The 20,985-nt window shown below is 60.3% G+C and carries 19 protein-coding genes; 10 read left to right on the top strand and 9 right to left on the bottom strand.

The genetic code is table 11. From position 1 onward, the window contains the following. Positions 1 to 4 precede the first annotated feature (4 nt). Entirely contained in the window at positions 5 to 481 is a 477-nt protein-coding gene (locus HEP89_RS13155) for a DUF6505 family protein (protein ID WP_077291893.1), read from the top strand. A gap of 186 nt (positions 482 to 667) precedes the next feature. After that, positions 668 to 2,245, top strand: a complete 1,578-nt coding sequence (locus HEP89_RS13150; RefSeq protein ID WP_168692226.1) for a serine hydrolase — start codon at positions 668 to 670, stop codon at positions 2,243 to 2,245. A 22-nt stretch (positions 2,246 to 2,267) separates the two neighbouring features. Here the strand turns inward: HEP89_RS13150 and HEP89_RS13145 are convergent, their stop codons facing one another. Continuing rightward, on the bottom strand, positions 2,268 to 3,146 hold the full coding sequence (locus tag HEP89_RS13145; RefSeq protein WP_168692225.1) for a PhzF family phenazine biosynthesis protein: 879 nt from the start codon (positions 3,144 to 3,146) through the stop codon (positions 2,268 to 2,270). Positions 3,147 to 3,378: 232 nt separating this feature from the next. Between HEP89_RS13145 and HEP89_RS13140 the strand changes: the two genes are divergently transcribed. Further along, positions 3,379 to 3,897, top strand: coding sequence for a hypothetical protein (locus HEP89_RS13140; protein ID WP_023003103.1), 519 nt, complete (start codon positions 3,379 to 3,381; stop codon positions 3,895 to 3,897). A 94-nt stretch (positions 3,898 to 3,991) separates the two neighbouring features. Here the strand turns inward: HEP89_RS13140 and HEP89_RS13135 are convergent, their stop codons facing one another. Then, entirely contained in the window at positions 3,992 to 5,065 is a 1,074-nt protein-coding gene (locus tag HEP89_RS13135; RefSeq protein ID WP_168692224.1) for an alpha/beta fold hydrolase, read from the bottom strand. Positions 5,066 to 5,199: 134 nt separating this feature from the next. Between HEP89_RS13135 and HEP89_RS13130 the strand changes: the two genes are divergently transcribed. Further along, positions 5,200 to 6,237, top strand: a complete 1,038-nt coding sequence (locus HEP89_RS13130) for an AraC family transcriptional regulator (protein ID WP_209014682.1) — start codon at positions 5,200 to 5,202, stop codon at positions 6,235 to 6,237. A gap of 275 nt (positions 6,238 to 6,512) precedes the next feature. Here the strand turns inward: HEP89_RS13130 and HEP89_RS13125 are convergent, their stop codons facing one another. From HEP89_RS13125 to HEP89_RS13095, 7 genes are all read right to left on the bottom strand, one after another. Further along, a complete protein-coding gene (locus tag HEP89_RS13125; RefSeq protein ID WP_168692222.1) occupies positions 6,513 to 7,676 on the bottom strand; it encodes an iron-containing alcohol dehydrogenase in 1,164 nt (387 codons plus the stop codon). Positions 7,677 to 7,985: 309 nt separating this feature from the next. Beyond that, positions 7,986 to 9,374: an aldehyde dehydrogenase family protein gene (locus HEP89_RS13120; RefSeq protein ID WP_075281939.1), complete on the bottom strand. Its 1,389-nt coding sequence runs from the start codon at positions 9,372 to 9,374 to the stop codon at positions 7,986 to 7,988. Positions 9,375 to 9,598: 224 nt separating this feature from the next. Further along, entirely contained in the window at positions 9,599 to 10,966 is a 1,368-nt protein-coding gene (locus HEP89_RS13115) for a glutamine synthetase family protein (RefSeq protein ID WP_075281940.1), read from the bottom strand. Between the two features lie 123 nt (positions 10,967 to 11,089). Then, positions 11,090 to 12,139, bottom strand: coding sequence for a TRAP transporter substrate-binding protein (locus tag HEP89_RS13110; RefSeq protein ID WP_023003097.1), 1,050 nt, complete (start codon positions 12,137 to 12,139; stop codon positions 11,090 to 11,092). 118 nt (positions 12,140 to 12,257) lie between these two features. Next, positions 12,258 to 13,598: a TRAP transporter large permease subunit gene (locus tag HEP89_RS13105; RefSeq protein WP_023003096.1), complete on the bottom strand. Its 1,341-nt coding sequence runs from the start codon at positions 13,596 to 13,598 to the stop codon at positions 12,258 to 12,260. Further along, positions 13,598 to 14,194, bottom strand: coding sequence for a TRAP transporter small permease subunit (locus tag HEP89_RS13100; RefSeq protein ID WP_168692221.1), 597 nt, complete (start codon positions 14,192 to 14,194; stop codon positions 13,598 to 13,600). The genes HEP89_RS13105 and HEP89_RS13100 overlap by 1 nt, the downstream gene beginning before the upstream one ends. After that, positions 14,187 to 14,957: an N-formylglutamate amidohydrolase gene (locus HEP89_RS13095; protein ID WP_168692220.1), complete on the bottom strand. Its 771-nt coding sequence runs from the start codon at positions 14,955 to 14,957 to the stop codon at positions 14,187 to 14,189. The genes HEP89_RS13100 and HEP89_RS13095 overlap by 8 nt, the downstream gene beginning before the upstream one ends. 175 nt (positions 14,958 to 15,132) lie before the next feature. Here HEP89_RS13095 and HEP89_RS13090 point away from each other — a divergent pair, with 175 nt between their 5' ends. The 6 genes from HEP89_RS13090 (at position 15,133) to HEP89_RS13065 (ending at position 20,974) form a co-directional block, all read left to right on the top strand. Then, positions 15,133 to 16,002, top strand: coding sequence for a MurR/RpiR family transcriptional regulator (locus HEP89_RS13090; RefSeq protein ID WP_023003093.1), 870 nt, complete (start codon positions 15,133 to 15,135; stop codon positions 16,000 to 16,002). A 208-nt stretch (positions 16,003 to 16,210) separates the two neighbouring features. Continuing rightward, positions 16,211 to 16,669 carry an NUDIX domain-containing protein gene (locus tag HEP89_RS13085; RefSeq protein ID WP_075281942.1) on the top strand — a complete coding sequence of 153 codons (459 nt, stop codon included), beginning with the start codon at positions 16,211 to 16,213 and terminating at the stop codon, positions 16,667 to 16,669. Continuing rightward, positions 16,662 to 18,296, top strand: a complete 1,635-nt coding sequence (locus HEP89_RS13080) for a phosphotransferase (RefSeq protein ID WP_168692219.1) — start codon at positions 16,662 to 16,664, stop codon at positions 18,294 to 18,296. The genes HEP89_RS13085 and HEP89_RS13080 overlap by 8 nt, the downstream gene beginning before the upstream one ends. Further along, positions 18,289 to 19,179 carry a GAK system ATP-grasp enzyme gene (locus HEP89_RS13075; RefSeq protein WP_168692218.1) on the top strand — a complete coding sequence of 297 codons (891 nt, stop codon included), beginning with the start codon at positions 18,289 to 18,291 and terminating at the stop codon, positions 19,177 to 19,179. The genes HEP89_RS13080 and HEP89_RS13075 overlap by 8 nt, the downstream gene beginning before the upstream one ends. After that, positions 19,176 to 20,276 carry an HprK-related kinase B gene (locus tag HEP89_RS13070; RefSeq protein ID WP_055656270.1) on the top strand — a complete coding sequence of 367 codons (1,101 nt, stop codon included), beginning with the start codon at positions 19,176 to 19,178 and terminating at the stop codon, positions 20,274 to 20,276. Before HEP89_RS13075 ends, HEP89_RS13070 begins: the two co-directional genes overlap by 4 nt. Further along, positions 20,273 to 20,974: a histidine phosphatase family protein gene (locus HEP89_RS13065; protein WP_168692217.1), complete on the top strand. Its 702-nt coding sequence runs from the start codon at positions 20,273 to 20,275 to the stop codon at positions 20,972 to 20,974. The genes HEP89_RS13070 and HEP89_RS13065 overlap by 4 nt, the downstream gene beginning before the upstream one ends. Positions 20,975 to 20,985 lie beyond the last annotated feature (11 nt).

Below are 20,985 nucleotides of genomic sequence, written 5' to 3'. Positions count from 1 at the left end.
CCGGATGAAACTCGCTCGTGCCATTCACCTGGATGACAGCGACCGCAACGTCTTCTTTTCCCCGGCTCGTACCGGCGAATGGTGCCTGTCCGGCGGCTTCGAGTTTTCCGACTGGACCGAAGCCGACCTGACCGGCAAGGCACGTCAGGCCTTTGCCAACGGCTGGCTGGGGCTGGAAACCTTCGGCAGAGCAACCTTCGTTGCCGTCACCCCGATCGAAGAAACCGAGCTTACCACCCTCGCCGAGCGGCTTGCTCAGCATTTTGTCGACATTTACGGCGCACCTTCCGTGGAGGCGGCGCTTGGTGTTGCCCGTCAGGAGCTGGCCTATATGGCAGAGCTTTGCGAGGAGCATCCGGAAAACACGCTGATCGCCGTTCAGCGCGACCTGACCGAAGACGGTGTGCGCGAAGCCTTCAGAACCATTGCCGCCCCGGAAGCGAAACTGGATATGGTCGCCGTCCACGGCGACCTCGAATAGCACCCGACCTGCCGGCCGGATGCCGTTCTGGAGCCGGCCACTTGCTTGTCTGCTCAAGACACGGTTGCTTAACCAAGAAGTTTCAACAAACCCGCATTACACGTCGTTAAGTTGATCTCTCAGGTGCGTTTCGCGCATCATGTATATGCTTGTTTTGATTTCAGTATCTCCCCAAGGAATTTGCATATGCCCCGGCACACACTCTCCCGCCGTCTGTTTCTCGGCACTGCGACCGCTGCACTGACTACACTGCCGCTGCGTGGGTTTGCGCAGGAGCTTTCTCCTGCCCAGACACCAGGTGTTGAAGCCTCGCCCGAGCAGATTGCAAAGGCCGTCGCGGAGCTTGACGCAATCGTGGCCGACGTGATGACGCGCAGCAAAATCCCGGGACTGGCCGTTGCCGCCGTTCATCGCGGCGAAACCGTCTATTCCAAGGGCTTCGGCGTGCGCCGACTTGGCGGACCGGAAACCATCACGCCGGACACCGTGTTTCAGCTTGCCTCCCTCTCCAAACCGGTGGGAGCGACCGTCGTTGCGAGCCAGGTCAGCAAGGGCGTCGTCGGCTGGGATAGCCGGATGCGCGAACTGCTGCCCTGGTTCGAATTGTCCGATCCCGACCGCACCGAAAAGCTGACCATAGGTGACCTCTACAGCCATCGCTCCGGTCTGCCGGACCACGCCGGCGACGATCTGGAAGACCTGGGTTACGACCGCAAGGAAATCCTGCAGAGGTTGAAGCTTCTGCCGCTGGCACCTTTCCGGATTTCCTATGCCTATACCAACTTCGGCCTGACTGCCGCCGCGGAGGCCGTTGCCGAGGCTGCCGGCACCGACTGGAGCAGCCTTTCGGAAGAAGCGCTTTACAGACCACTCGGCATGTCATCGACAAGCTCACGCTTTGCCGACTACATGGCAGCAAGCAACCGCGCCATACCACACAGCCGCGACGGCGACGGCTTTGCTCCGCTGTACCAGCGCAAACCCGATGCCCAGTCGCCGGCAGGTGGCGTCAGTTCGACCGCCAACGATCTGGCCATCTGGCTGAAGATGCTGCTTGCAGACGGCGCCCACGCGGGAACTCCGCTTATCGCATCCGAGGCGCTTCTGCCGGCCATCAGCCCGCAAAGTTTTTCGGATCGCCCCCACAGCCCCGATGCCAGGTCCGGCTTTTACGGTTACGGTTTCAATGTCGGCACTGATCCGTCCGGCCGTGTCCGGATCGGCCATTCCGGCGCGTTCCTGCTGGGCGCGGGCACCTGCTTTGCGATGATCCCCTCACTTGACCTGGGCATAGTCGTCCTCACCAATGCAGCCCCTGTCGGGGCAGCCGAAGCCATCACGGCCTCCTTCACCGACCTGGCGCAGCTTGGCCACATCACCCGTGACTGGTACGGCGGATATTCGAGCAGGTTCGAAGGCTTCTACACCAAACGTGGCAGCACTGTCGGTCAGGATCGCCCGGCAGATGCCGGCCCGACGCCTCCGCAAGACCTTCTCACCGGCACCTATTCCAACCCGTATTTCGGCAAGGTCGAGATCAAGGCAGACGGCGACAAGCTGGTGCTGATGGCAGGACCGAAACAGATCCCCTTCCCGCTGAAGCCCTGGAACGGGCCGGTAATGGTGTTCGATTTCGTCACCGAAAACGCGCCCGACGGATCCCGTTCGACAGTCGTCTTTGGCGATGTATCATCCGGTCCGGCCAAGTCGCTTGAGATCGAACTCTTTAGCGAGACGGGACCAGCGCTGTTCGAACGGGTCTGACGTCACACCGGCGCGGCGGATTTCACAGGTAAAACTCGCCCGTCAGCCGCAAGGCCGCATACCCACCGACAGAAACACCCGTGACTTCGCCGCCAGCCGTGTTCAGCACGGTTCTGACGATGCTTGGACGGCCCATCTCGAAGCCCTGCTCCGCGACCAGGACCGCCTGCCCGCCATTGCCAGGCAGAAGTTTTTGCGCCCGGAACAATTGGCAGGCCAGCGCACCATTGGTGGTACCGCTCGCCGCCTCTTCCGGATCGCCGACACCGTGGCAGAGATCCCGCAGACGAACCTTAGCCTTGCCCAGACCACGCCCTGTCCGGCACCAGATGCCCATCGTGTCGATCGACCGTGCCTGGCTGAAACGGCGCAGCCCGTCATCATCCGGACGAAGGGTTGCCAGAGCATCGGCATCTGCCACTTCGATGAAAACATGCCGAAGGGCTGTCGAGGACGCCGCAACGCTGAGAATACCAGCCGGTTCCATGCCGAGCAGCGGAGCTATCTCGTCCGCGGTTGCCTCGTTCAATCCGAACTTCGGCAAAGGCTGGTGCATGGTGATGGCACCGTCCGAGGCGACATCAACACCGATTTCCCCCGCGGGTGTTTCCTGAACATAGCTTCCAGGCCCAATCCGCCCGTCGGCCAGCAACGCTGCAAAAATCGCAACGGTAACATGGCCGCACATATCCATTTCCGCCCAGGTCGAGTGAAAGCGGACCTCGACCCTCTTGTCGGACTTCTGGCGGACAAAACCCGTCGTCGGGGCACCGATATCCGCAGCGATCCGCTGACGCGCGTCCGGCCACAGCGGCGTATCCTCAAAAACAACGCCGCCGATGTTGCCGCCTCGCTCATCGGCAGCAAAAGCGGCATAGAGGCGGACGGGCAACTTATCCATTTCGGCATTCTCACATTGTCGGCGTTGCAAAGAGGGCGCATCCGATCATGCAAGAGGAGGTGTAGCAACAGCGACGGCGCGTTATCCAAAGATTGGAAACAGCCGCTGCGAGGCGTCAATTTTTCATCACGAATTCGTCACGCAGGACCCTCGCCATTTTATTTCCATGTGATCGCATTCAGAGCCAAGTATCTGCCAGCAGAAGAGACAATCTCAGGAAAGTGATCCCGTCATGAATACGACTTCCAGCCAGGCCCAGACTGCCGGCACCCTGCCCGCCCTGAGTTTTCATACGCTCGGTCTGATGTTCATCTCAGGCTTCTTTGCAACCAACGCGTTCGACCTCTGGGGCCAGATCATCAGTCCGGCTTTGGGTTTCGCGACCCTTTCACCGCACGGCCTCGCAAAAAGCCTGCTTGGCAGCCTGGGTCTTCCGAACGGTGACTTCGGCGGATATTTCGTCCATTTCTACGCCGTCGGACTGATCGGCTACCCTGTCGGCTGGATGTTCATCTTCGCGCCGTTGTGGCAGCGCGTGGTCGGCAACACCCACTGGCTCCTGCCGTCGGCAATTTACGGTTTCGGTCTCTGGGTCTTCGCCATCGGCGGCATCACATCGGTCGCTGGCCTGCCCTTCTTCCTGAACTTCAGTGGCATCGTCTGGGTCGCCCTCGTTGGCCATGTTCTCTACGGCATCGTGCTTGTGGCAGTGCTGAAGCTGATCGAACGCAGCCAGGGCGCTTCATCCTGACACCTTGAGCCGACCGGCAGCCTCCCACCCCTGAAAGCACGGGAGGCTGCAGTCCACTTGAGCAAAAAGCTCGATCGTGTCCCCAGCCAGGCCGTCAGTTTGCCGCCTTCAAATCTTCCCGGAAAGCGTCAACGATCATCTTGGCCATCTGATCGTGCAGCTCGGCACGAGACCTGCCGCCACCATCGGTGCACAGGCTGTCCGTCTCACCGATGGATTTCATGAAGGCAATCGCGTCTTGCTTGCACACGGGCAGGAAGCTGAAATGAACGGCATCCTCGATGTGATCCAGATCGGCGTCTGGCGCAGCAGCGGCCAGATGCGCAGAACGCACACCGACATCGATCTGCCCTGCCACGCCAAGATTGAGGAAATGCAGCGGCATACCGACGCCCGCGAAGCTTTGCTCCTGAAAGGCAGCCGCCAGCGCCGGATCGACAGCAATAACAGACTTGACCCGGGCATCATGGCTCTTTTGTTCGAAAAGAACCTTGTCGACCGTCCGCAGATCAAGCGGCTCGACCTTGATTTCCTCCCTGTCGACAAAGGCTCTGCCGCCCATGAACCATTGGCAGTCCGGCATCTGCGGATTGGTGTCGCAATAGTCGACATAAGCCTCCAGGCTTGCCGTTGCACCCACGCTTTCCAGAACGGCAGCGCCGCCAAGGGAAAAACCGAGCGCCCCGATATTTCCTCGATCGATTGACACCGACCAGTCCGGATCGGCAAGCAACTCATCGATCACCGTGGCGAGATCGTCCGTGCGTTGCCAGAGCTTCGGCGTATCTTCCGGCGTGGAATCGCCGCTGGTGGTGCCGGGGTGATTTGCACCGGCAACAATAAAGCCTTCGCCGGCAAGTTCGCTCGCGATCCAGGCCATCTTTTCGACTGACGCTCCCGACCCGTGCGAGAGCACGATCAGCGGATACATCCCTTCCGCCCTTGCGGCATCGGTCAATGCTGGCGTGCCTTCGAAGATCCTGTCATCGCCGATCAGCACCGCCTCCCCGCCCGGCTTGGCCGGGTACCAGACCAGAACAGTGAGATCCTCGCCTCTGGCTTTCGAATTTACCGAGATCTCGCGAACACCCACCGGTTCCTGGGCCTTGGCTGGTGTGGTGACGGCCAGCGTGAGAACCAACGGCAAGAAAAGAGATTGTATTTTCATGAGGGGTCTTTCAGTCAGTGGAGCAATGACCGAATTCTTGCTAAGGCCGTGATGGAAAGCGTCCTCTTTCACGATTCAGTCATGCCGGATCGCGATAAAGGTCCCCGCCATCGCCCCATCGAGGTGCCTTGCCCGTGCTGTTTGTTCCCCTGCCCTTCGTCAACGCGTTGCTTCTGGCGCTTGTCTTTGTGTTCCTGAAGAAAAGCAACGGAGCAACAGCCACACGCGCCTTCCTGATGCTGATTGCCCTGTGCTGCCTGCAATCCATCGTCCTGGGCCTGCGCTGGGGATATAACGTCGACGCTTTGCGCTTCGTGCAGCCGCTGCTGGCCGCTCTGCTTCCCCCTCTTGCCTATGAGAGCTTTCGCGGTCTCGTCGATCAGGCCGCGCCCGGACGGTTTCGCCTGGCAGCGGCGCCACTGGCCGCACTCGTCATTCTGGGTCTGATGCTTGCGGCGCCTATCTTGCTGGATAGTGCCCTGGTGCTGCTGTTCCTGGCCTATGCCGTAGCCCTGGCACGGATCGCCTGGCGCGGACCGGACGGCCTCGGACTTGCCCGTCTTGACGAAGCTGCCGCTGCCCACCGCGCCTTGTGGCTGGCCGCCTTCTGCCTGTGCCTGTCCGCCCTGTTCGATCTGGTGATCCTTTTCGATTTCGAACGCTCGGGCGGCAGCCATGCAGCCATTCTGGTCAGTAACGCAAATATAGTCAGCCTGCTGCTGATCGGTCTTGCCGCCCGCACGGCAGGCCATGCCCAGACGGAGACAAACACCGAGCCGGAACCCGCGGCCCAGACCGCCACCTCCGAAGACGCGGAAATCGTCGCGCGAGTCGACGCCCTGATGATGGCACAGCACCTTCATCGCGACGACACGCTCAACCTCTCAAGGCTGGCTCGCCGTGCCGGTCTGCCCGCCCGTCAGCTCTCGCAGGCGATCAACCGGGTGCGCGACATGAATGTCTCACGCTATGTGAACGATTTCAGGATCAAGGATGTCTGCACGCTGCTGCGCCAGGACGGCATCACGGTGACCGAGGCCATGTACCGGGCAGGGTTTTCGACCAAGTCGAATTTCAACCGCGAATTCCTGCGGGTGACCGGCATGACGCCGGATCAGTGGCGGAAGGCGGAGAGCCGCGATCTCGAACAGAAAGACCGAATGGCGCGCTGAGCGCCAGCAATGCACACACCACCAACCTCATCCTGGGATCGATCAGAGCGACCTGAAGTGCAAAGGCTCTGAGTACGTCATCCGCGACGCAGCTAAGAGAAGACCCGGGATCGGAGAGCGTCAAAGCTGTCCGCGAACAGTTCTGGTCCATCTGCTGGCCCCGCGGCACACCGGCCCGGCTTGGCTACGCTTGGCCGTGATTGCGAAAGATGGCCTGAAAAACAAAAAAAGGCGCACCGGTATCCGGTGCGCCTTCGAGGTCAAGGGGTCTTGCTTCAGACGGTACCCTGCTGAGCCTTTTCGAAGATTTCCAATGCGCCTTCCTTGGTCAGCGGAACCGGGTTGCCGCCTGCGGTCGGGTCGACAATCGCCATTTCGGCAATCAGGTCGCGCTTGCTGTCATCGACATTGAGACCGGCAAGCGTGTGCGGTACGCCGAGGTCTTCACGCAGTTTCAGGATTGCATCGAGTACACCCTGATAACCGCCGGCGATGCCAAGGAAACCGGCAAGCCGCTCGAATTTCTGTTCGATGGCCGGTTTGTTGAACTGCAGCACGTAAGGCATGAAGACCGCGTTGGTCATGCCGTGGTGAGTGTCATAAAGCGCGCCGACCGGATGAGACAGCGAGTGGATCGCTCCGAGGCCCTTCTGGAAGGCAACAGCACCCATGGCGGCCGCGCTCATCAGGTGACCACGTGCTTCAAGATCGGACGCATCCGCGGCAACTTTCGGCAGGTTTTCAAACACCAGCCGCATGCCTTCAAGCGCGATGCCTTCGGACATCGGGTGATACATCGGTGCGGAATAGGCTTCCAGGCAATGTGCCAGAGCGTCCATACCGGTGCCGACGGTGATGAAGCGCGGCATGCCGACGGTCAGTTCCGGATCGCAGATCACAATGGCCGGCAGCATTTTCGGGTGGAAGATAACCTTCTTGGTGTGCGTCGCTTCGTTGGTGACAACACCCGCGCGGCCAACTTCCGAGCCGGTTCCGGCAGTGGTCGGCACCGCGACGATCGGCGCAATACCGGCCGGATCTGCGCGGGTCCACCAGTCGCCGATATCTTCGAAGTCCCAGATCGGCCGGGTCTGGCCGGACATGAAGGCGATCAGCTTGCCTGCATCGAGGCCCGAACCGCCACCAAAAGCGATGACACCATCATGGCCACCGGCCTTGTAGGCGGCGACACCGGCAGCAATGTTGCTGTCGACCGGGTTCGGCTTGACGTCGGAAAAGACCGCAGCCTTAAGGCCGGCAGCTTCCAGGCTTGCAATCGCCTCTGCGACCATCGGCAGGCCGGCAAGGCCCGGGTCGGTGACCAGCAGCGGATTGGCCATTCCAGTGGCCTTGACAGCATCGGGAAGTTCCTTGATGCGGCCGGCACCGAAGCGAACGGAGGTCGGATAGGACCAATTGACGGAAGGAAGTGAGCTCATGGGTGTCTCGTTGTCTTGAAACTCAGGGTTCTGGTCGCTGCCACACCGACAAGGGAGGCAGTTACAAGTCTCGGCATTGCCTCTTGCACCCCTCTCCCTCCTTGCGGGGGAGATGTCAGCCAAGCTGACGGAGGGGGGTGACTGGGCTCTGCGTATATTCCGGTGCCTAGTTTGCCGAGGGGCTGGCACCCCCCTCTGTCTCCTTGCGGAGACATCTCCCCCTCAAGGGGGAGAGGGGAGCAAGCTCAATCACCCTGCCCGATTTGGGACCAGGAAACTGGGCTTGCTCGGTCGTTTGTCAAACCGGCCTCAATGTTCCAGACGGAAGTGGAACGACTTCGGCCGGGTGAGATTGTGGAAGCCGATTTCGGAAAGGGCAGCGCCCTTGCCGGTGTCCTTGACGCCAGTCCAGACAAGCGCCGGGTCGAGATAGTCGCAACGGTTCATGAACACGGTGCCGGTCTCGATCTTGTCGCCGATCTCTGCAGCGGCCTGAACGTCTTCGGTCCAGATCGATGCGGTGAGGCCATAGGGGCTGTCGTTCATGAACTGCAGCGCTTCCTCGTCGTCCTTCACCTTCATGATGCCGACGACCGGGCCGAAGCTTTCTTCGCGCATCACGGACATCTGGTGATTGACGTCCGTCAGCACCTGCGGAGCCAGGTAGGGCGTGCCTTCCTTGTCGGCTTCGAACTTGGAAGTATCGATGTGCGCCTTCGCGCCCTTGCGCAGAGCTTCTTGCGTCTGCTCGCGGATCCAGGCGGCAAAACGCGCCTGGGCCATCGGGCCGAGAGTGGTCGCTTCATCCAGCGGATTGCCCAGCTTGTACTGGCTGGTCAGATCGACAAAGCCTTCGACGAAGCGGTCGTAGAGGCTTTCATGCACATAGACGCGTTCGATGCCGCAGCAGCACTGGCCGGCGTTGTAGAATGCACCATCGACCAGATTCTCAACCGCATAGTTCAGGTCTGCATCAGCCCGCACATATGCCGGGTCCTTGCCGCCCAGTTCCAGGCCAAGCGTCGCGAAGGTACCGGCCAGCGCCTTTTCGATGGCACGTCCGCCGCCGACGGAACCTGTGAAGTTAACATGGTCGATCAGACCGGAACCGAGCAGCTTTTCCGTGCCCTGGTGGGTCAGGACGATGTTCTGGAAAACGCCCTTCGGCAGACCGGCAATCTCGAAGGCCTTGGCGAGGCGCTCACCGACCAGAAGGGTCTGCGCGGCATGCTTCAGCACGACCACGTTGCCTGCCATCAGCGCCGGCATGATGGTATTGATCGCCGTCATGAACGGATAGTTCCACGGCGCGATCACCATGACGATGCCGAGCGGCACGCGGCGCAGGTAGCGCTTGAAGCCCGCCTTGTCGGTGCGCTCCACATCGGCCAGCGCTTCAGCAGCGATCTTCGCGCAATATTCGGTACGCTCGATGGTGCCGCCGAGTTCGCCACCGAAACGTATCGGCCGGCCCATCTGCCAGGCCAGTTCGGGCACGACTTCTTCGTTCATCGCCTTCAGCGCTTCCAGCGCCTTGAGGCAATAGGCAACGCGTTCGGCAACCGGCACGGCAGCCCAGCTTGCCTGTGCGGTCCGTGCGGTGGAAACCACCCGGTCGACCGCGGCGTCGTCCAGCGCCGTGCGTTCGGCATAGACCGAACCGTCGATGGGGGAAATCAGCTTGATGACATCTGACATTTTGAACCTCTCAGAACCGCCTCTACGGACGGTTTGTTGAAAGTGGTTGGCTCCGATTTCTTGTTTTTCAGCACCCGCCTCCCTCATCCTGAGGAAGCGCGCGAGCGCTGTCTCGAAGGATGGCCGCTTGTCCGGTGTGCCGCCCATCCTTCGAGACGGACCTGGCGGTCCTCCTCAGGATGAGGGGTAACCAAGCAGCTTGCCTTCTAGTGCTTCATCGCCTCTTACGCCCGCTCGAAGCCGCGGGCAATCTCGTAATCGGTGACCACACGGTCGAACTCCTCCAGCTCCCATTCGGCGGCGCGGGAATAGTGGTCGATCACCTGGTCGGAGAACGCTTCACGCAGGAATTTCGACTTGCGCAGGGTCTCGCGGGCCTCGCGCAAAGTGTGCGGAATTTCCCTCGCCTTCTTGGCGTCGTAGACGTCGCCGGTGGTCGGAGCGTCGAGTTCCAGCTTCTCTTCCATGCCCTTGATGCCGGCAGCGATCTGAACCGCCAGTGCCAGATAGGGATTGAGGTCGGAACCGCCGATGCGGCACTCGACGCGAAGGCCCTTGGTGCCTTCGCCGCAGAGCCGGAAGCCGGCGGTGCGGTTGTCGACCGACCACACGGTCTTGGTCGGCGCGAAGGTGCCCTTCTGGAACCGCTTGTAGCTGTTGATGTAGGGCGCCAGGAAATAGGTATAGTCCGGTGCATACTTTATGAGCCCGGCCATGTAGTGGCGCATGGTCTCGGACATGCCGTATTCGCCCTTGGCATCCACGAAGACGTTGTTGCCGTCCTTGTCGAACAGCGACTGGTGCACATGGGACGAAGACCCGACGCGGGAATGATGCCACTTGGCAAGGAACGACGCGGAACGCCCTTTTGCCCAGGCAATTTCCTTCACCGCATGCTTGGCGATGGTATGATATTCGGCCGTGTCGAGTGCCGGTGCATATTTGATATTGAGCTCTTCCTGCCCGGCTTCGGCTTCACCCTTGGTGTTCTCGACCGGGATACCGGCGGCATAGAGGTGATTGCGCACCGGGCGCATCACATCCTCTTCCTTGGTGGTCTGCAGGATATGGTAATCTTCGTTGTAACCGGAAATCGGCTCCAGATCGCGGTAGCCGCCCTTGCGCATGTCCTCAAAGCTTTTCTCGAACAGGAAAAACTCCAGCTCGGTCGCCATGATCGGCGTCAGCCCAAGTTCCTCCAGACGCGCGACTTGCGATTTCAGCATCGCACGCGGGGAATGCGGCACTTCCTTGTGGGTGTGGTGATCGAGGACATCGCACATCACCATGGCCGTGCCTTCCAGCCACGGCACCCGCCGCAGGGAGGAAAGATCCGGTTTCATGACATAGTCGCCGTACCCGCCGGACCAGCTCGTCGCCGCATAGCCTTCGACCGTGTACATCTCCAGGTCGGTTGCCAGCAGATAGTTGCAGCAATGGGTCTCGTGATAGGCACTGTCGACGAAATGCTGGGCGTGGAAACGCTTGCCCATCAGCCGTCCCTGCATGTCGACGATACAGGTCAGCACCGTGTCGATCTCGCCGGATGAGACGAGAGACTTCAGTGCATCAAAGGTCAGGTTGCCAGGCATTTTACGGTTGTTCCAGGTTGAGCGGTCGAGAATTTAATTCCGGAAATTCCCGGTCCGGAGGTGTCGCTCCGGACCGGCAGATCCGACCGTGCCTGCCGATGGCCGGCACGGTCCGGGTTTCTATCAGGAATAGCGGTAAGGCCGGCCGGCCTTCTTCATGTCCTGATTGTACTTCTTGAAGATCTCCACGACCTTTGCCTTGGTCGGGGATTCAGCTGCGATCTCGTCCCAGAAGGCCATGGCAGCTTCTTCAACCGTTGCCCATTCGGCGTCCGGAATGGAGGTCAGCTCCATCTTGGTGCCGTTGACGCGCAGGTTGGCTTCACCGCCCCAGTACCACCACTGGCGATAGTAGTGCGACGCATCCATGGCAAGCTGCAGCATGGTCTTCAGGTGATCGGGAAGCTCGTTCCAGCGCTCCTGGTTGGCGAAGAACGAACCAGCCCACGCACCCGAGATGTTGTTGGTCAGGAAGTAGTTGGTCACATCCGCCCAGCCGACGGTGTAATCCTCGGTGATGCCCGACCAGGCAATGCCGTCGAGTTCGCCGGTCTGAACGGCGACCTCGATGTCTTCCCACGGCAGGGTGACCGGCACGACGCCGAACTGGCTCATGAAACGGCCGGCTGTCGGGAAGGTGAAGACGCGCTTGCCTTCAAGATCCTTCAGAGAACGGATCGGGTCCTTGGTGGCAAAGTGGCACGGATCCCAGGAACCTGCGGAAATGTGCTTCACGCCAACCTTGGCATATTCCTCTTCCCAGATTTCCTTCAGGCCGTACTGGTTGAACAGCACCGGCACGTCGAGGGAATAACGGGAAGCGAACGGGAAGTAGCCGCCGAAGACGGTGACTTCGGTCGGGGACGCCATGCTGTCGTCGTCCGACTGAACGGCATCGATCGTGCCCTGCTGCATGGCGCGGAACAGTTCGCCCGTCGGCACCAACTGGTCGGCGGTGTAGAGCTCGATCACCATCTCGCCGTTGGCGGCCTTGTTGAAGGCATCGATATGCGGCTTGATCACGTGTTCGGCAAGCGCCGGACCGGCATAGGTCTGGAGGCGCCATTTGATCTGCGACTGGCCATGCACGGCCGGAGCCGCAAGGGTGGTCGCTCCGGCGGCGGCGGCAGTGCCGATACCGGCTTTTTTCAGAAACTCACGTCTGTTGGTCATCTCAAGTTCCCCTAAGTTTCACATTCAGCTAAAGCGGTGCGGCCGTTTTCCGGCTCTCGTAAGTCCGCGGTCCAACTCCGTTTTTCCTCCGGACGTTGTCTTCTTGTCCCGTTCCTTGCTACCTGCCGTAAACCAGATCCGGCAACCACAGGGCAATTTGCGGGAAAACCATGACGAGGACGAGCGCCAGGACCATCACCGCGACAAACGGCGTAATCGAGCCGTAGATGTCGCGCATGCTGATTTCCTTGGGCGCCATCGCCCGCATCAAGAATAGATTGTAGCCAAAGGGCGGTGTCATGTAGGCGATCTGCGTGGTGATCGTGTAGAGCACCCCGTACCAGATCAGAACTTCGCCCGCCGGCATGCCCAGATCAAGGCTTGCGACCAGAGGCACGTAAAGCGGTGCCACGATGACCAGCATCGCCGTATCATCCAGGAAGGTGCCCATCACCAGGAAGGACAGCTGCATCAGGATCAGGATCATCCACGGCGACAGGCCGAGCTGTTCGGTGAAGAGGCTCTCGATGGCCTTGACCGCGCCCAGACCGTCAAACACCGCGCCGAACCCGAGGGCGGCAAGGATGATCCACATGAACATGCACGAAATGCCGAGCGTGTTCTTCAGGCAAAGCTTCAGGATATCCCAGGTCATCCGGCGACGGATGATGGCAGCCACCAGGGCGGCCAGAGCACCAATGGCCGAGCTTTCCACCAGGCTGGTGTAGCCCTTGACGAACGGTACCATCATCACCGCAAAGATGATGATCGGCAGGATGCCTGCCAGAAGCAGATGGTATTTCTCGTCCTTGGAGGCGTCGCGCTCTTCTTTCGTCAGCGCAGGGCCAAGTTCAGGTTGGATCTTGCAGCGGATCGCGATGTAGACGACGAACATGGCTGCCATCATCAGACCAGGAACGACCCCCGCCAGCCAGAGCTGGCCGACAGGAGCGCGCGCGATCATCGCATAAAGCACCAGCACCACGGACGGCGGCACCAGAATGCCAAGCGACGACCCGGCCTGGATTACCCCCGTGACCATCCGTTTGTCGTATTTTCGTTTGAGGAGTTCCGGCAAGGCGATGGTCGCACCGATGGCCATGCCGGCAACCGACAGACCGTTCATGGCGGAAATCAGGACCATCAGCAGGATCGTGCCAATAGCCAGACCGCCATTGAGCGGGCCCATCCACACGTGGAACATCTTGTAGAGGTCGTCGGCGATCTTGGTTTCCGACAGCACATAGCCCATGAAGATGAACATCGGCAGCGTCAGCAGCGGATACCACTTCATCAGCTTCATGGCCGCGGAGAAAGGAATGTCGCCACCGCCAGTGCCCCAAAGGGCCAGAGCGGCGATTGCGGCAATGCCACCGATGGCGCCGAAAACGCGCTGCCCCGTCAGGAGCATCAGCATCATCGACGAGAACATCAGGAGAGCGATCATCTCGTATGACATCAGAGCGTCTCTCCCTTGATCAGGGCGATATCCTTGATGAATTCCGAGATGGCCTGCAGCAGCATCAAAACAAATCCAATGATCATTATGAGTTTGACCGGCCAGAGATAGGGCCGCCAGGCCGTCGGGCTGCGCTCGATATAGCCGAGCTTTTCAGCTGCCGCGTCAGGACCACCGGTGATGAAGGAAACGAACAGGTCCCACCAGAAGCTGAGCGAGTCCTTGCCGAAATAGCCAAGCGAGTACGCCGTGGAATTCAACGCGCCATAGAGCAGCACGCCGAGATAGAACATCAGCAGCAGCACCGTGAAGGCATCGAACCAGGCCTTCTTCTTGGTGCTCCACTCGGCATAGAACAGATCCATGCGCACATTGGAGCCGAGCTGTATGGAATAGGGCCCGCCCAGAATGTAATAGGCAACCATCGCGAACTGGGCGACTTCCAGTGTCCAGAGCGATGGATTGAAGAAGGTCTTGGAGATCGACGACCACAGAAGGATCGCCGCCATGACGAAGACCCCCCACATGATTATTTTGCCGAGACCCCGATTGAAGCCGTCGACGATGCAGATATAGATGCGGGCAGCCTTAAGCATGGGCTTCTCCCTGCGTCTGCCCGCCAACGGCTTGCGCGGCGTGCTCCAGCAGGGGCGCCAGAAGATCGCTCCACTGCGCTTCTTCTGCCGAGGTCTTCACTTCGTCGTTGCGGATTTCAATCATCAGGCAAGGCAGCTTGCGATCCTCGCCGTGCCGACGGATTGTATAATAGACACCATCGGACGGAGCGTACGGCTCGTTGTCTCCAACGGTCAGGCCACACTTGGCCTTCAAGCCCTCCAGGACCGGATCGGCAAGACGCCGGTCCCTGTCGTAGATGAGGCCGATTTCCCAGGGACGGGACTGTCCCTTGTAGACCGGTGTGAACGAATGGATAGAGACCACCGCTGTCGGCAGCCCGCGCTCGAGACGCTGGCTGATCACATTGTCGATGGCGTCGTGAAACGGCCGGTGCGCAAGGTCCAGACGGAAGGTCTTCTCATCGGCCGACAGGTCCTGGTTGCCCGCAATCTTGGTGGTTTCGCTAAGGCACGGGATCAGGTCAGGCCGGTTTTCCTCGCGATTGCAGTCGATGATCAGGCGCGAGACAGTGGTATGGACCAGCGGCGCATCAAGGCTCTTGGCCAGCCCCCTGGCAACGCCGAGCGCTCCCGGGTCCCAAGCGATATGCGCAATCTTGTCCGCATCGGTAATCCCGAGCGATGTATCGTAGGGGGGCGGAAAGAAGTTGGAAGCGTGATCGCAGACAAAAACGAAAGGCCCCGCTCCCTCCGCATTTTCAACGGCGACAGCCCGAGTCATTCCTCCGGTCTGGGGATTCGAACCCATTCCCTACTCCCTGAAAGATCGGCCCTGCATTTTGTAATGTTTATTACAGGATTGCCGACTTAACTAACTTCTGTAATATTTGATACGCAGATTGCAGCGGCTGTCAAATGAAATTCAGTGCCGCGGACCGTCATAAAGGCCGACGCCCATGGAACGTCCTCTTCTGGAAGATATTCGCGACCGTCTGGACGAATTCACCGCCACGGAAAAGAAGGCGGCGCATGCGTTGTTGGCCAATTACCCGATGCAGGGACTGGGCACCGTCGCCCAGTTTGCAGAAGCCGCGGGGGTCAGTTCCCCCACCATCCTGCGCTTCGTCGGCCGCCTGGGCTTTCCCGGCTTCGCCGAGTTTCAGCGCAAGCTCCGCGGCGAACTGGAAAGCCAGCTGAATTCGCCACTCGCCCGCAGTGCCAACATGGAAGACGACCCGGTCGGCGACCCCCATGTCAGCCAGCTTCTGGAAAATGTGCGCGAGACCTTTGCCCATCTGCCGAAAGGTGAACTGACCGGCCTCGTCAAGCTGCTGTCAGACGAACGCAAGCATGTGCACCTGATCGGGGGCCGCTTTACCGACGGCCTTGCCCGTTACATGGCGGCGCATCTGCGGATCGTGCGAGCCAACGTCAATCACGTTGCCGGCCAGCAGGGCAACTGGCTGGACCAGCTCATCGGCATCGGTCCGAAGGACGTCGTCGTCGTTTTCGATATCCGGCGCTACCAGGCTGAAATCATCCAGTTTGCCGAAGCTGCCGCCCGACAGGGCGCGACCGTGGCCCTTGTCACCGATAGCTGGATGTCACCGGTCGGCCGCATCGCCACCTTCGTTCTGCCTGCCCGCGTCGCGGTCCCTTCCCCATGGGACTCCTCGCTGGCGCTCATGGCGATTGCCGAAGTGCTCATCACCGGCGTCACCCGTGAGAACCAGAAGCGGGCCCAGGAGCGCATGCGCGCACTGGAGAAATTGCGCAACGACATCGACCCCTCGACAGAAGGTCGCGCCATGGGGCCGGATATCTGAGCGGCCTGGAACCACTTGAAACCGTGAACAGTCGAAGATCGGTTCGCTCGCGGTGAGCGACTCACCTATACTCGCCCCATCACGGCCCTGCTGAAAGCCGAAGCGGGCCCCTGACAGAAGCTGCGCCAGCCGGTCTGGCAGGTCCCGAACCGGCAGGCCTGAACAGGGAGCGAGATCCATCGCAAGTGACGCGCCCCTAAAAGGTGCCGTGTTTCGGCCCGTCATCCGCTCAACACCAAGAGCCTTTATCCGCCGGGGTGACCGGCTGCTGGTGCAAGACAAGCGACACCCCGTCAAAGGCCGGTACTTCACTCTGCCCGGCGGCAAGCAGGACCCGGGCGAAACGCTTGAAGCCTGCCTGAAGCGCGAATGCGTGGAAGAAATCGGTGCCGCAATCACCGTGTCGCACCTGATGCATGTGGCGGAAGTTCATCGGCGCAAACAGGCCGCAAGAGAATATCAGCACCAGCTCGATTTCATTTTCGCCTGCAGCGTTGCCGAAGACTACCAACCGGTATTGGGACCACGCCCGGACCCGCATCAGGTCGGGACACGCTGGATAGGTTTCGACGAAGCTCAACAGCTACGTCCGCTTTATGTCACAAAACTGTTTTCACTTGGCTGTACGCGGGAGCCCGAAGTCTATCTCGGACCCCATAATGATTAATGCCCCAAAGACCATTCGGGAAAATCTCCGTTTTCTGTGCGCGGAAATCGATGGTCAGCTCATACAGCTTGAAGCCTTCTTCAAGGAACCGACGGCAGCGACGGCACGCCGGATCATGGACCGTGCCGGATACGCCCATAACCTGAAGAGCCGGATTCTTGCGGCCTGTGTCCAGCAGATGGCCGGAGCCAGAAAGAACGATCGCAAACATCTTACCCTGCGCAGCCTTGAGTTTGTCGCCACCGATCTTCAGCGCATCGCCAACCTGGTGCGCCAATCCTTGCGCCATGCAGAGCGCATCGAAACCTTTGTAACGCTCGAACCTGAACGTTATCCCGCGATCGTCAGTCGTGTCCGGCAAGGCGTTGCCCGCATCGAGGACGCCCTTCTCAGCAGGGACAGTGAAAAGGCCATAGAGATCGGCCAGCTCCAGAACAAGATCGAGGCTGACTACCGCAAGCTCTTCAAGGCCTACACACGCGACATGCGCAACCCGGACCGGTTGCCGGCCGACATCGCCAACAGCCTGCTGGTCGCCAGCGAATTCCAGCGCATGGGCGAATCCCTGCGGGCCATAAGCGAAGCGCTGATTTCCGCCAACATCGGACAGGCAGTCAATTTCGAACGCTATTTCGCCCTGCAAAGCCTGATGTCGGACCTGGACACGGCCAGCGACGATGTCACCATTGAAACGATTGCCGAAACCAGGTCGGGAAGTTCCATCTCCGCCATCAAGGACAAGAAGACCGAAACGGTTACGGCGGTCTTCAAGGATGGCGACAAGAGCAAGGTCAAGGAAGAGCGCCAGGGGGTGAAAAGCTGGCATTCCATCTATCCAGGCCTTGCCCCGAAAATCCTGTCCTACCGCAAACGCGACCAGTCGGCAGCGCTCCTGATCGAACATTTGCCCGGCCTGACCTTCGAGCACATCGTCCTGAACGAAGGCGACGCCCTGCGCAACCAGGCACTTGCCAGTCTTTCCCGCACGCTGAAAGACGTCTGGAAGCAGACGCGGACTGCAGAACCGGCGGATCTCGGCAGCATGCAGCAACTTGGCAAACGCCTTGGTGACGTCCGCAGGGTTCACCCGGAATTCAAGGAAACCGGCATCCATTTCGCGGGAGAAACCCTTCCCTCGCTCGACGCCCTGATCATCGAGGCAGCCGACCGCGAGGCAAGGGTAACAGCTCCCTTTTCCGTCTATATCCATGGTGACTTCAACGTCGACAACATCATCTACGACCCCGGCGAGAACCGGATCCACTTCGTCGACCTGCATCGCTCCCGCTACATGGACTACGTCCAGGACGTTTCCGTGTTCATGGTCTCGAATTACCGGCTTCAGGTGCTCGACAGGGAAACACGCCGGCGGATCAGCGATGTCTCTCTCGCATTCTACAAATCCGTAAGAACCTTCGCCCGCAAGCAGGGTGACGACACGTTCGAATATCGGCTTGCCCTTGGCCTTGCCCGGTCCTTTGCCACGTCGACGCGGTTCATTCTGGACAAGTCCCATGCCCGGCGCATGTGGCTGCGTGCCCGCTACCTGATCGAACAGGCTCTTGCCTGCCCGCCTGGCGCCGAGGCCCGGTTCCGCCTGCAAATGAAGGAGATCTTCGTTGACTGACCTCAGGATCGGCGTTGTCGGCATCCCCGGCAAATGGTCGACGGAAGTTCTGGCGGACGCCCTGGAAGCACAAACAGGTTTTCGCTGCGTGGTCGACATGGCCGACGTCGTTCTGGATCTGGAAGCCAGGGCGCTGATGGCTGGGCAGATCGATCTTTGCAGCCTCGACGGCATCGTGGTCAAGAAGATCAGCCAGACCTACAGCCCCGCAACGCTGGACCGGCTGGAGATGTTGCGCCTTGCCGAGGCCAGCGGCACCAGGGTCCTTTCCAGCACAAGGTCCATTCTCGGCCTGGTCAACCGGCTGAGCTGCACCGTGACCCTGGCCAATGCAGGCATTCCCATGCCAGCCACCTGTGTGAGCGAAAGCGAAGACGAAGCCCTGGCCGCCGTCCTGCGGTTCGGCAGTGCGGTGTTCAAGCCCCTGTTTTCGACCAAGGCCCGCGGCATGACGCTGATGGATGCCGCCGAAGGCGAAACAGCCCTCCGGCACAAGATTGCCGCGTTCAAGGCCGACAATCCGGTGATGTACCTGCAGAAGAAGGTCAATCTTTCCGGCAGGGACCTCGGCATAGTTTTCCTCGGCGGGTCCTATCTCGGCACCTATGCCCGCGTCGCCCAGACAAACAGCTGGAACACGACCATCCTTCACGGCGGTAAATACGAACCGTTCGAACCTGATGCCGACCTGATCGAACTGGCGCGCCGCGCGCAGGAACCGTTCGATCTCGACTTCACCACCGTGGATGTTGGCCTGACGGACAGCGGACCGGTCGTGTTTGAGGTCTCGGCCTTCGGTGGTTTCAAGGGAGCTCTGGAAGGCGCCGGCATCGACGCTGCCAAGCTTTACGCCAACCATGTAATTGAAAAGGTGCGCGGATGACCGGCATAACCGTCCAGGACGTTGTCGACGCTCTTTCCCCGGCTCGGGAAACGCGAAACTGCGATCCGGTGTGCCTCACGGTCGGCGGCCATGTGGTCGAGGTAAGATGCACCTCTTCGGCGCTTCTGGCCGAATTGTTGCGCTATTTCCAGCATGTGATTTCCGCGCCGAGCGAACCGGACAGGATCGTCCATGTGCTCGGATCCATGGAACTGCCCTTCGACCCGGAGTACACCGACTGGGAGCGGGAAACGGGAAAGTCCGGCCGCAAGGATGCGGTCTGCGACCTTGAAAACGGGCGCCTGATCCTGAAGGTCCGCACGGGTCTGCAGTTCCTGCAATCCCCCGACTGGGCGATCGCCTTTGGCCCTACGGACGATCACCCCAACCAGGTGATCAACTTCATCAACACCCAGTTTCTCAATCACTTCCAGCGGCAGGGGTGGGTCGCCTGTCATGCAGCGGCTGTCCGCACCCCCAACAGGGGGCTTGCGATATCGGGCCTTTCCGGCGGCGGCAAGTCCACCTCGATGTTGCGCCTGATGGAACTCACCGGCACGCAGTATGTCACCAACGACCGCCTTCTCGTGCGCAATGCCGGCAACAGTACCGATGCGCTCGGCATTCCGAAACTGCCGCGCATCAACCCGGGCACCATCGTCACCAATGCACGGCTGACCGGTCTTATCGACGAGGAGCGCGAAGAGGAACTGCGCAACCTGGAACCGGACGAACTCTGGCACCTGGAAGAAAAATACGACCTCTTCATCGATGACATCTATGGCCCCGGGCGCATTTCCCACGATGCGCGCCTGACAGATTTCTGGGTGTTGAACTGGTCCCGCGACAGCGCCGACGCGACCGAAGTAAGCAAGACGGATCTGAAGGACCGGCCGGATCTTCTGTCCGCGATCATGAAGAACCCCGGCCCGTTCTACCAGACGCCGCAAGGCCCGTTCTGGCCGATGAAAACACCGCTCGACACAGAGGCCTACCTGGGGGCGCTCGAAGGTGTTCAGGTGTGGGAAGTGAAGGGACTGATCGATTTCGACGCCCTGTTTGAAGCCGGTGCGGAGCTGCTGGGACAAACGCCATGACAGACCGCTTCGCCATCCTGGTGCGTCATGGCGCTTACAATCAAAAACCGGACACGCCGAGTGCCCTGCAGCCCTATGGCCTGACCGATGTAGGCAAGGTGCAGGCACAAGAACTTGGCGCCGAGATTGCAGACATCGCGCGGCAGGAAGGCATCCGGCTGGCACCGGAGATCTTGTGTTCACGCCAGCTCAGAGCCTGGCAGACGGCAGCGATTCTCGGCCAGTCGCTTGGTGAAGTCCTCGGATCGGACTTCACGATCACCGAGGACGAAGCTCTTGCCGAACGCAGTGTCGGTGCCCTTGCCAACCTGACCTTGCGGGAAATCGAGCAGGTGATAGCAGACGATCCACGCACCGCACCGCTGCCGGGAGACTGGAAGTCGAATAGCCACCACAGACTGCCGGTTCAGGGCGCTGAGAGCCTGATGGAAGCCGGACAGCGGGTGGCTGCGTTCCTGAATCAGAAGATGAAAGATCTGGATGACGAGGCTGGACCCGGTGCCCGGATCTTCGTCGGCCACGGTGCTTCCATACGACATGCCGCCCATTGCCTGGGTGTGCTGACGTTTGATCAGATCCGCCAGCTCAGCATGCACCACGCGCGCGCCGTCGTCCTGAAACTGGAGAGCGACGGCACCTGGGTGCACCACCGGGGTGACTGGAAACTGCGACAGCCACTTGAAACCGCAACGGATTGAACCGGATTGCT

Origin of the sequence: Labrenzia sp. 5N (genome assembly GCF_012395805.1) — a bacterium.
Lineage (GTDB): Bacteria > Pseudomonadota > Alphaproteobacteria > Rhizobiales > Stappiaceae > Roseibium > Roseibium algicola.
Note: the sequence above shows the minus strand (reverse complement) of the source record. Positions and strands in the feature narration are given on the sequence as shown.

Bases quoted from the DNA above. Each gene is read 5' to 3' on its own strand.
- HEP89_RS13155 (WP_077291893.1), top strand. From the start codon at position 5: ATGAAACTCGCTCGTGCCATTCACCTGGATGACAGCGACCGCAACGTC.
- HEP89_RS13150 (WP_168692226.1), top strand. From the start codon at position 668: ATGCCCCGGCACACACTCTCCCGCCGTCTGTTTCTCGGCACTGCGACC.
- HEP89_RS13145 (WP_168692225.1), bottom strand. From the start codon at position 3,146: ATGGATAAGTTGCCCGTCCGCCTCTATGCCGCTTTTGCTGCCGATGAG.
- HEP89_RS13140 (WP_023003103.1), top strand. From the start codon at position 3,379: ATGAATACGACTTCCAGCCAGGCCCAGACTGCCGGCACCCTGCCCGCC.
- HEP89_RS13135 (WP_168692224.1), bottom strand. From the start codon at position 5,065: ATGAAAATACAATCTCTTTTCTTGCCGTTGGTTCTCACGCTGGCCGTC.
- HEP89_RS13125 (WP_168692222.1), bottom strand. From the start codon at position 7,676: ATGAGCTCACTTCCTTCCGTCAATTGGTCCTATCCGACCTCCGTTCGC.
- HEP89_RS13120 (WP_075281939.1), bottom strand. From the start codon at position 9,374: ATGTCAGATGTCATCAAGCTGATTTCCCCCATCGACGGTTCGGTCTAT.
- HEP89_RS13115 (WP_075281940.1), bottom strand. From the start codon at position 10,966: ATGCCTGGCAACCTGACCTTTGATGCACTGAAGTCTCTCGTCTCATCC.
- HEP89_RS13110 (WP_023003097.1), bottom strand. From the start codon at position 12,139: ATGACCAACAGACGTGAGTTTCTGAAAAAAGCCGGTATCGGCACTGCC.
- HEP89_RS13105 (WP_023003096.1), bottom strand. From the start codon at position 13,598: ATGTCATACGAGATGATCGCTCTCCTGATGTTCTCGTCGATGATGCTG.
- HEP89_RS13100 (WP_168692221.1), bottom strand. From the start codon at position 14,194: ATGCTTAAGGCTGCCCGCATCTATATCTGCATCGTCGACGGCTTCAAT.
- HEP89_RS13095 (WP_168692220.1), bottom strand. From the start codon at position 14,957: ATGACTCGGGCTGTCGCCGTTGAAAATGCGGAGGGAGCGGGGCCTTTC.
- HEP89_RS13090 (WP_023003093.1), top strand. From the start codon at position 15,133: ATGGAACGTCCTCTTCTGGAAGATATTCGCGACCGTCTGGACGAATTC.
- HEP89_RS13080 (WP_168692219.1), top strand. From the start codon at position 16,662: ATGATTAATGCCCCAAAGACCATTCGGGAAAATCTCCGTTTTCTGTGC.
- HEP89_RS13070 (WP_055656270.1), top strand. From the start codon at position 19,176: ATGACCGGCATAACCGTCCAGGACGTTGTCGACGCTCTTTCCCCGGCT.
- HEP89_RS13065 (WP_168692217.1), top strand. From the start codon at position 20,273: ATGACAGACCGCTTCGCCATCCTGGTGCGTCATGGCGCTTACAATCAA.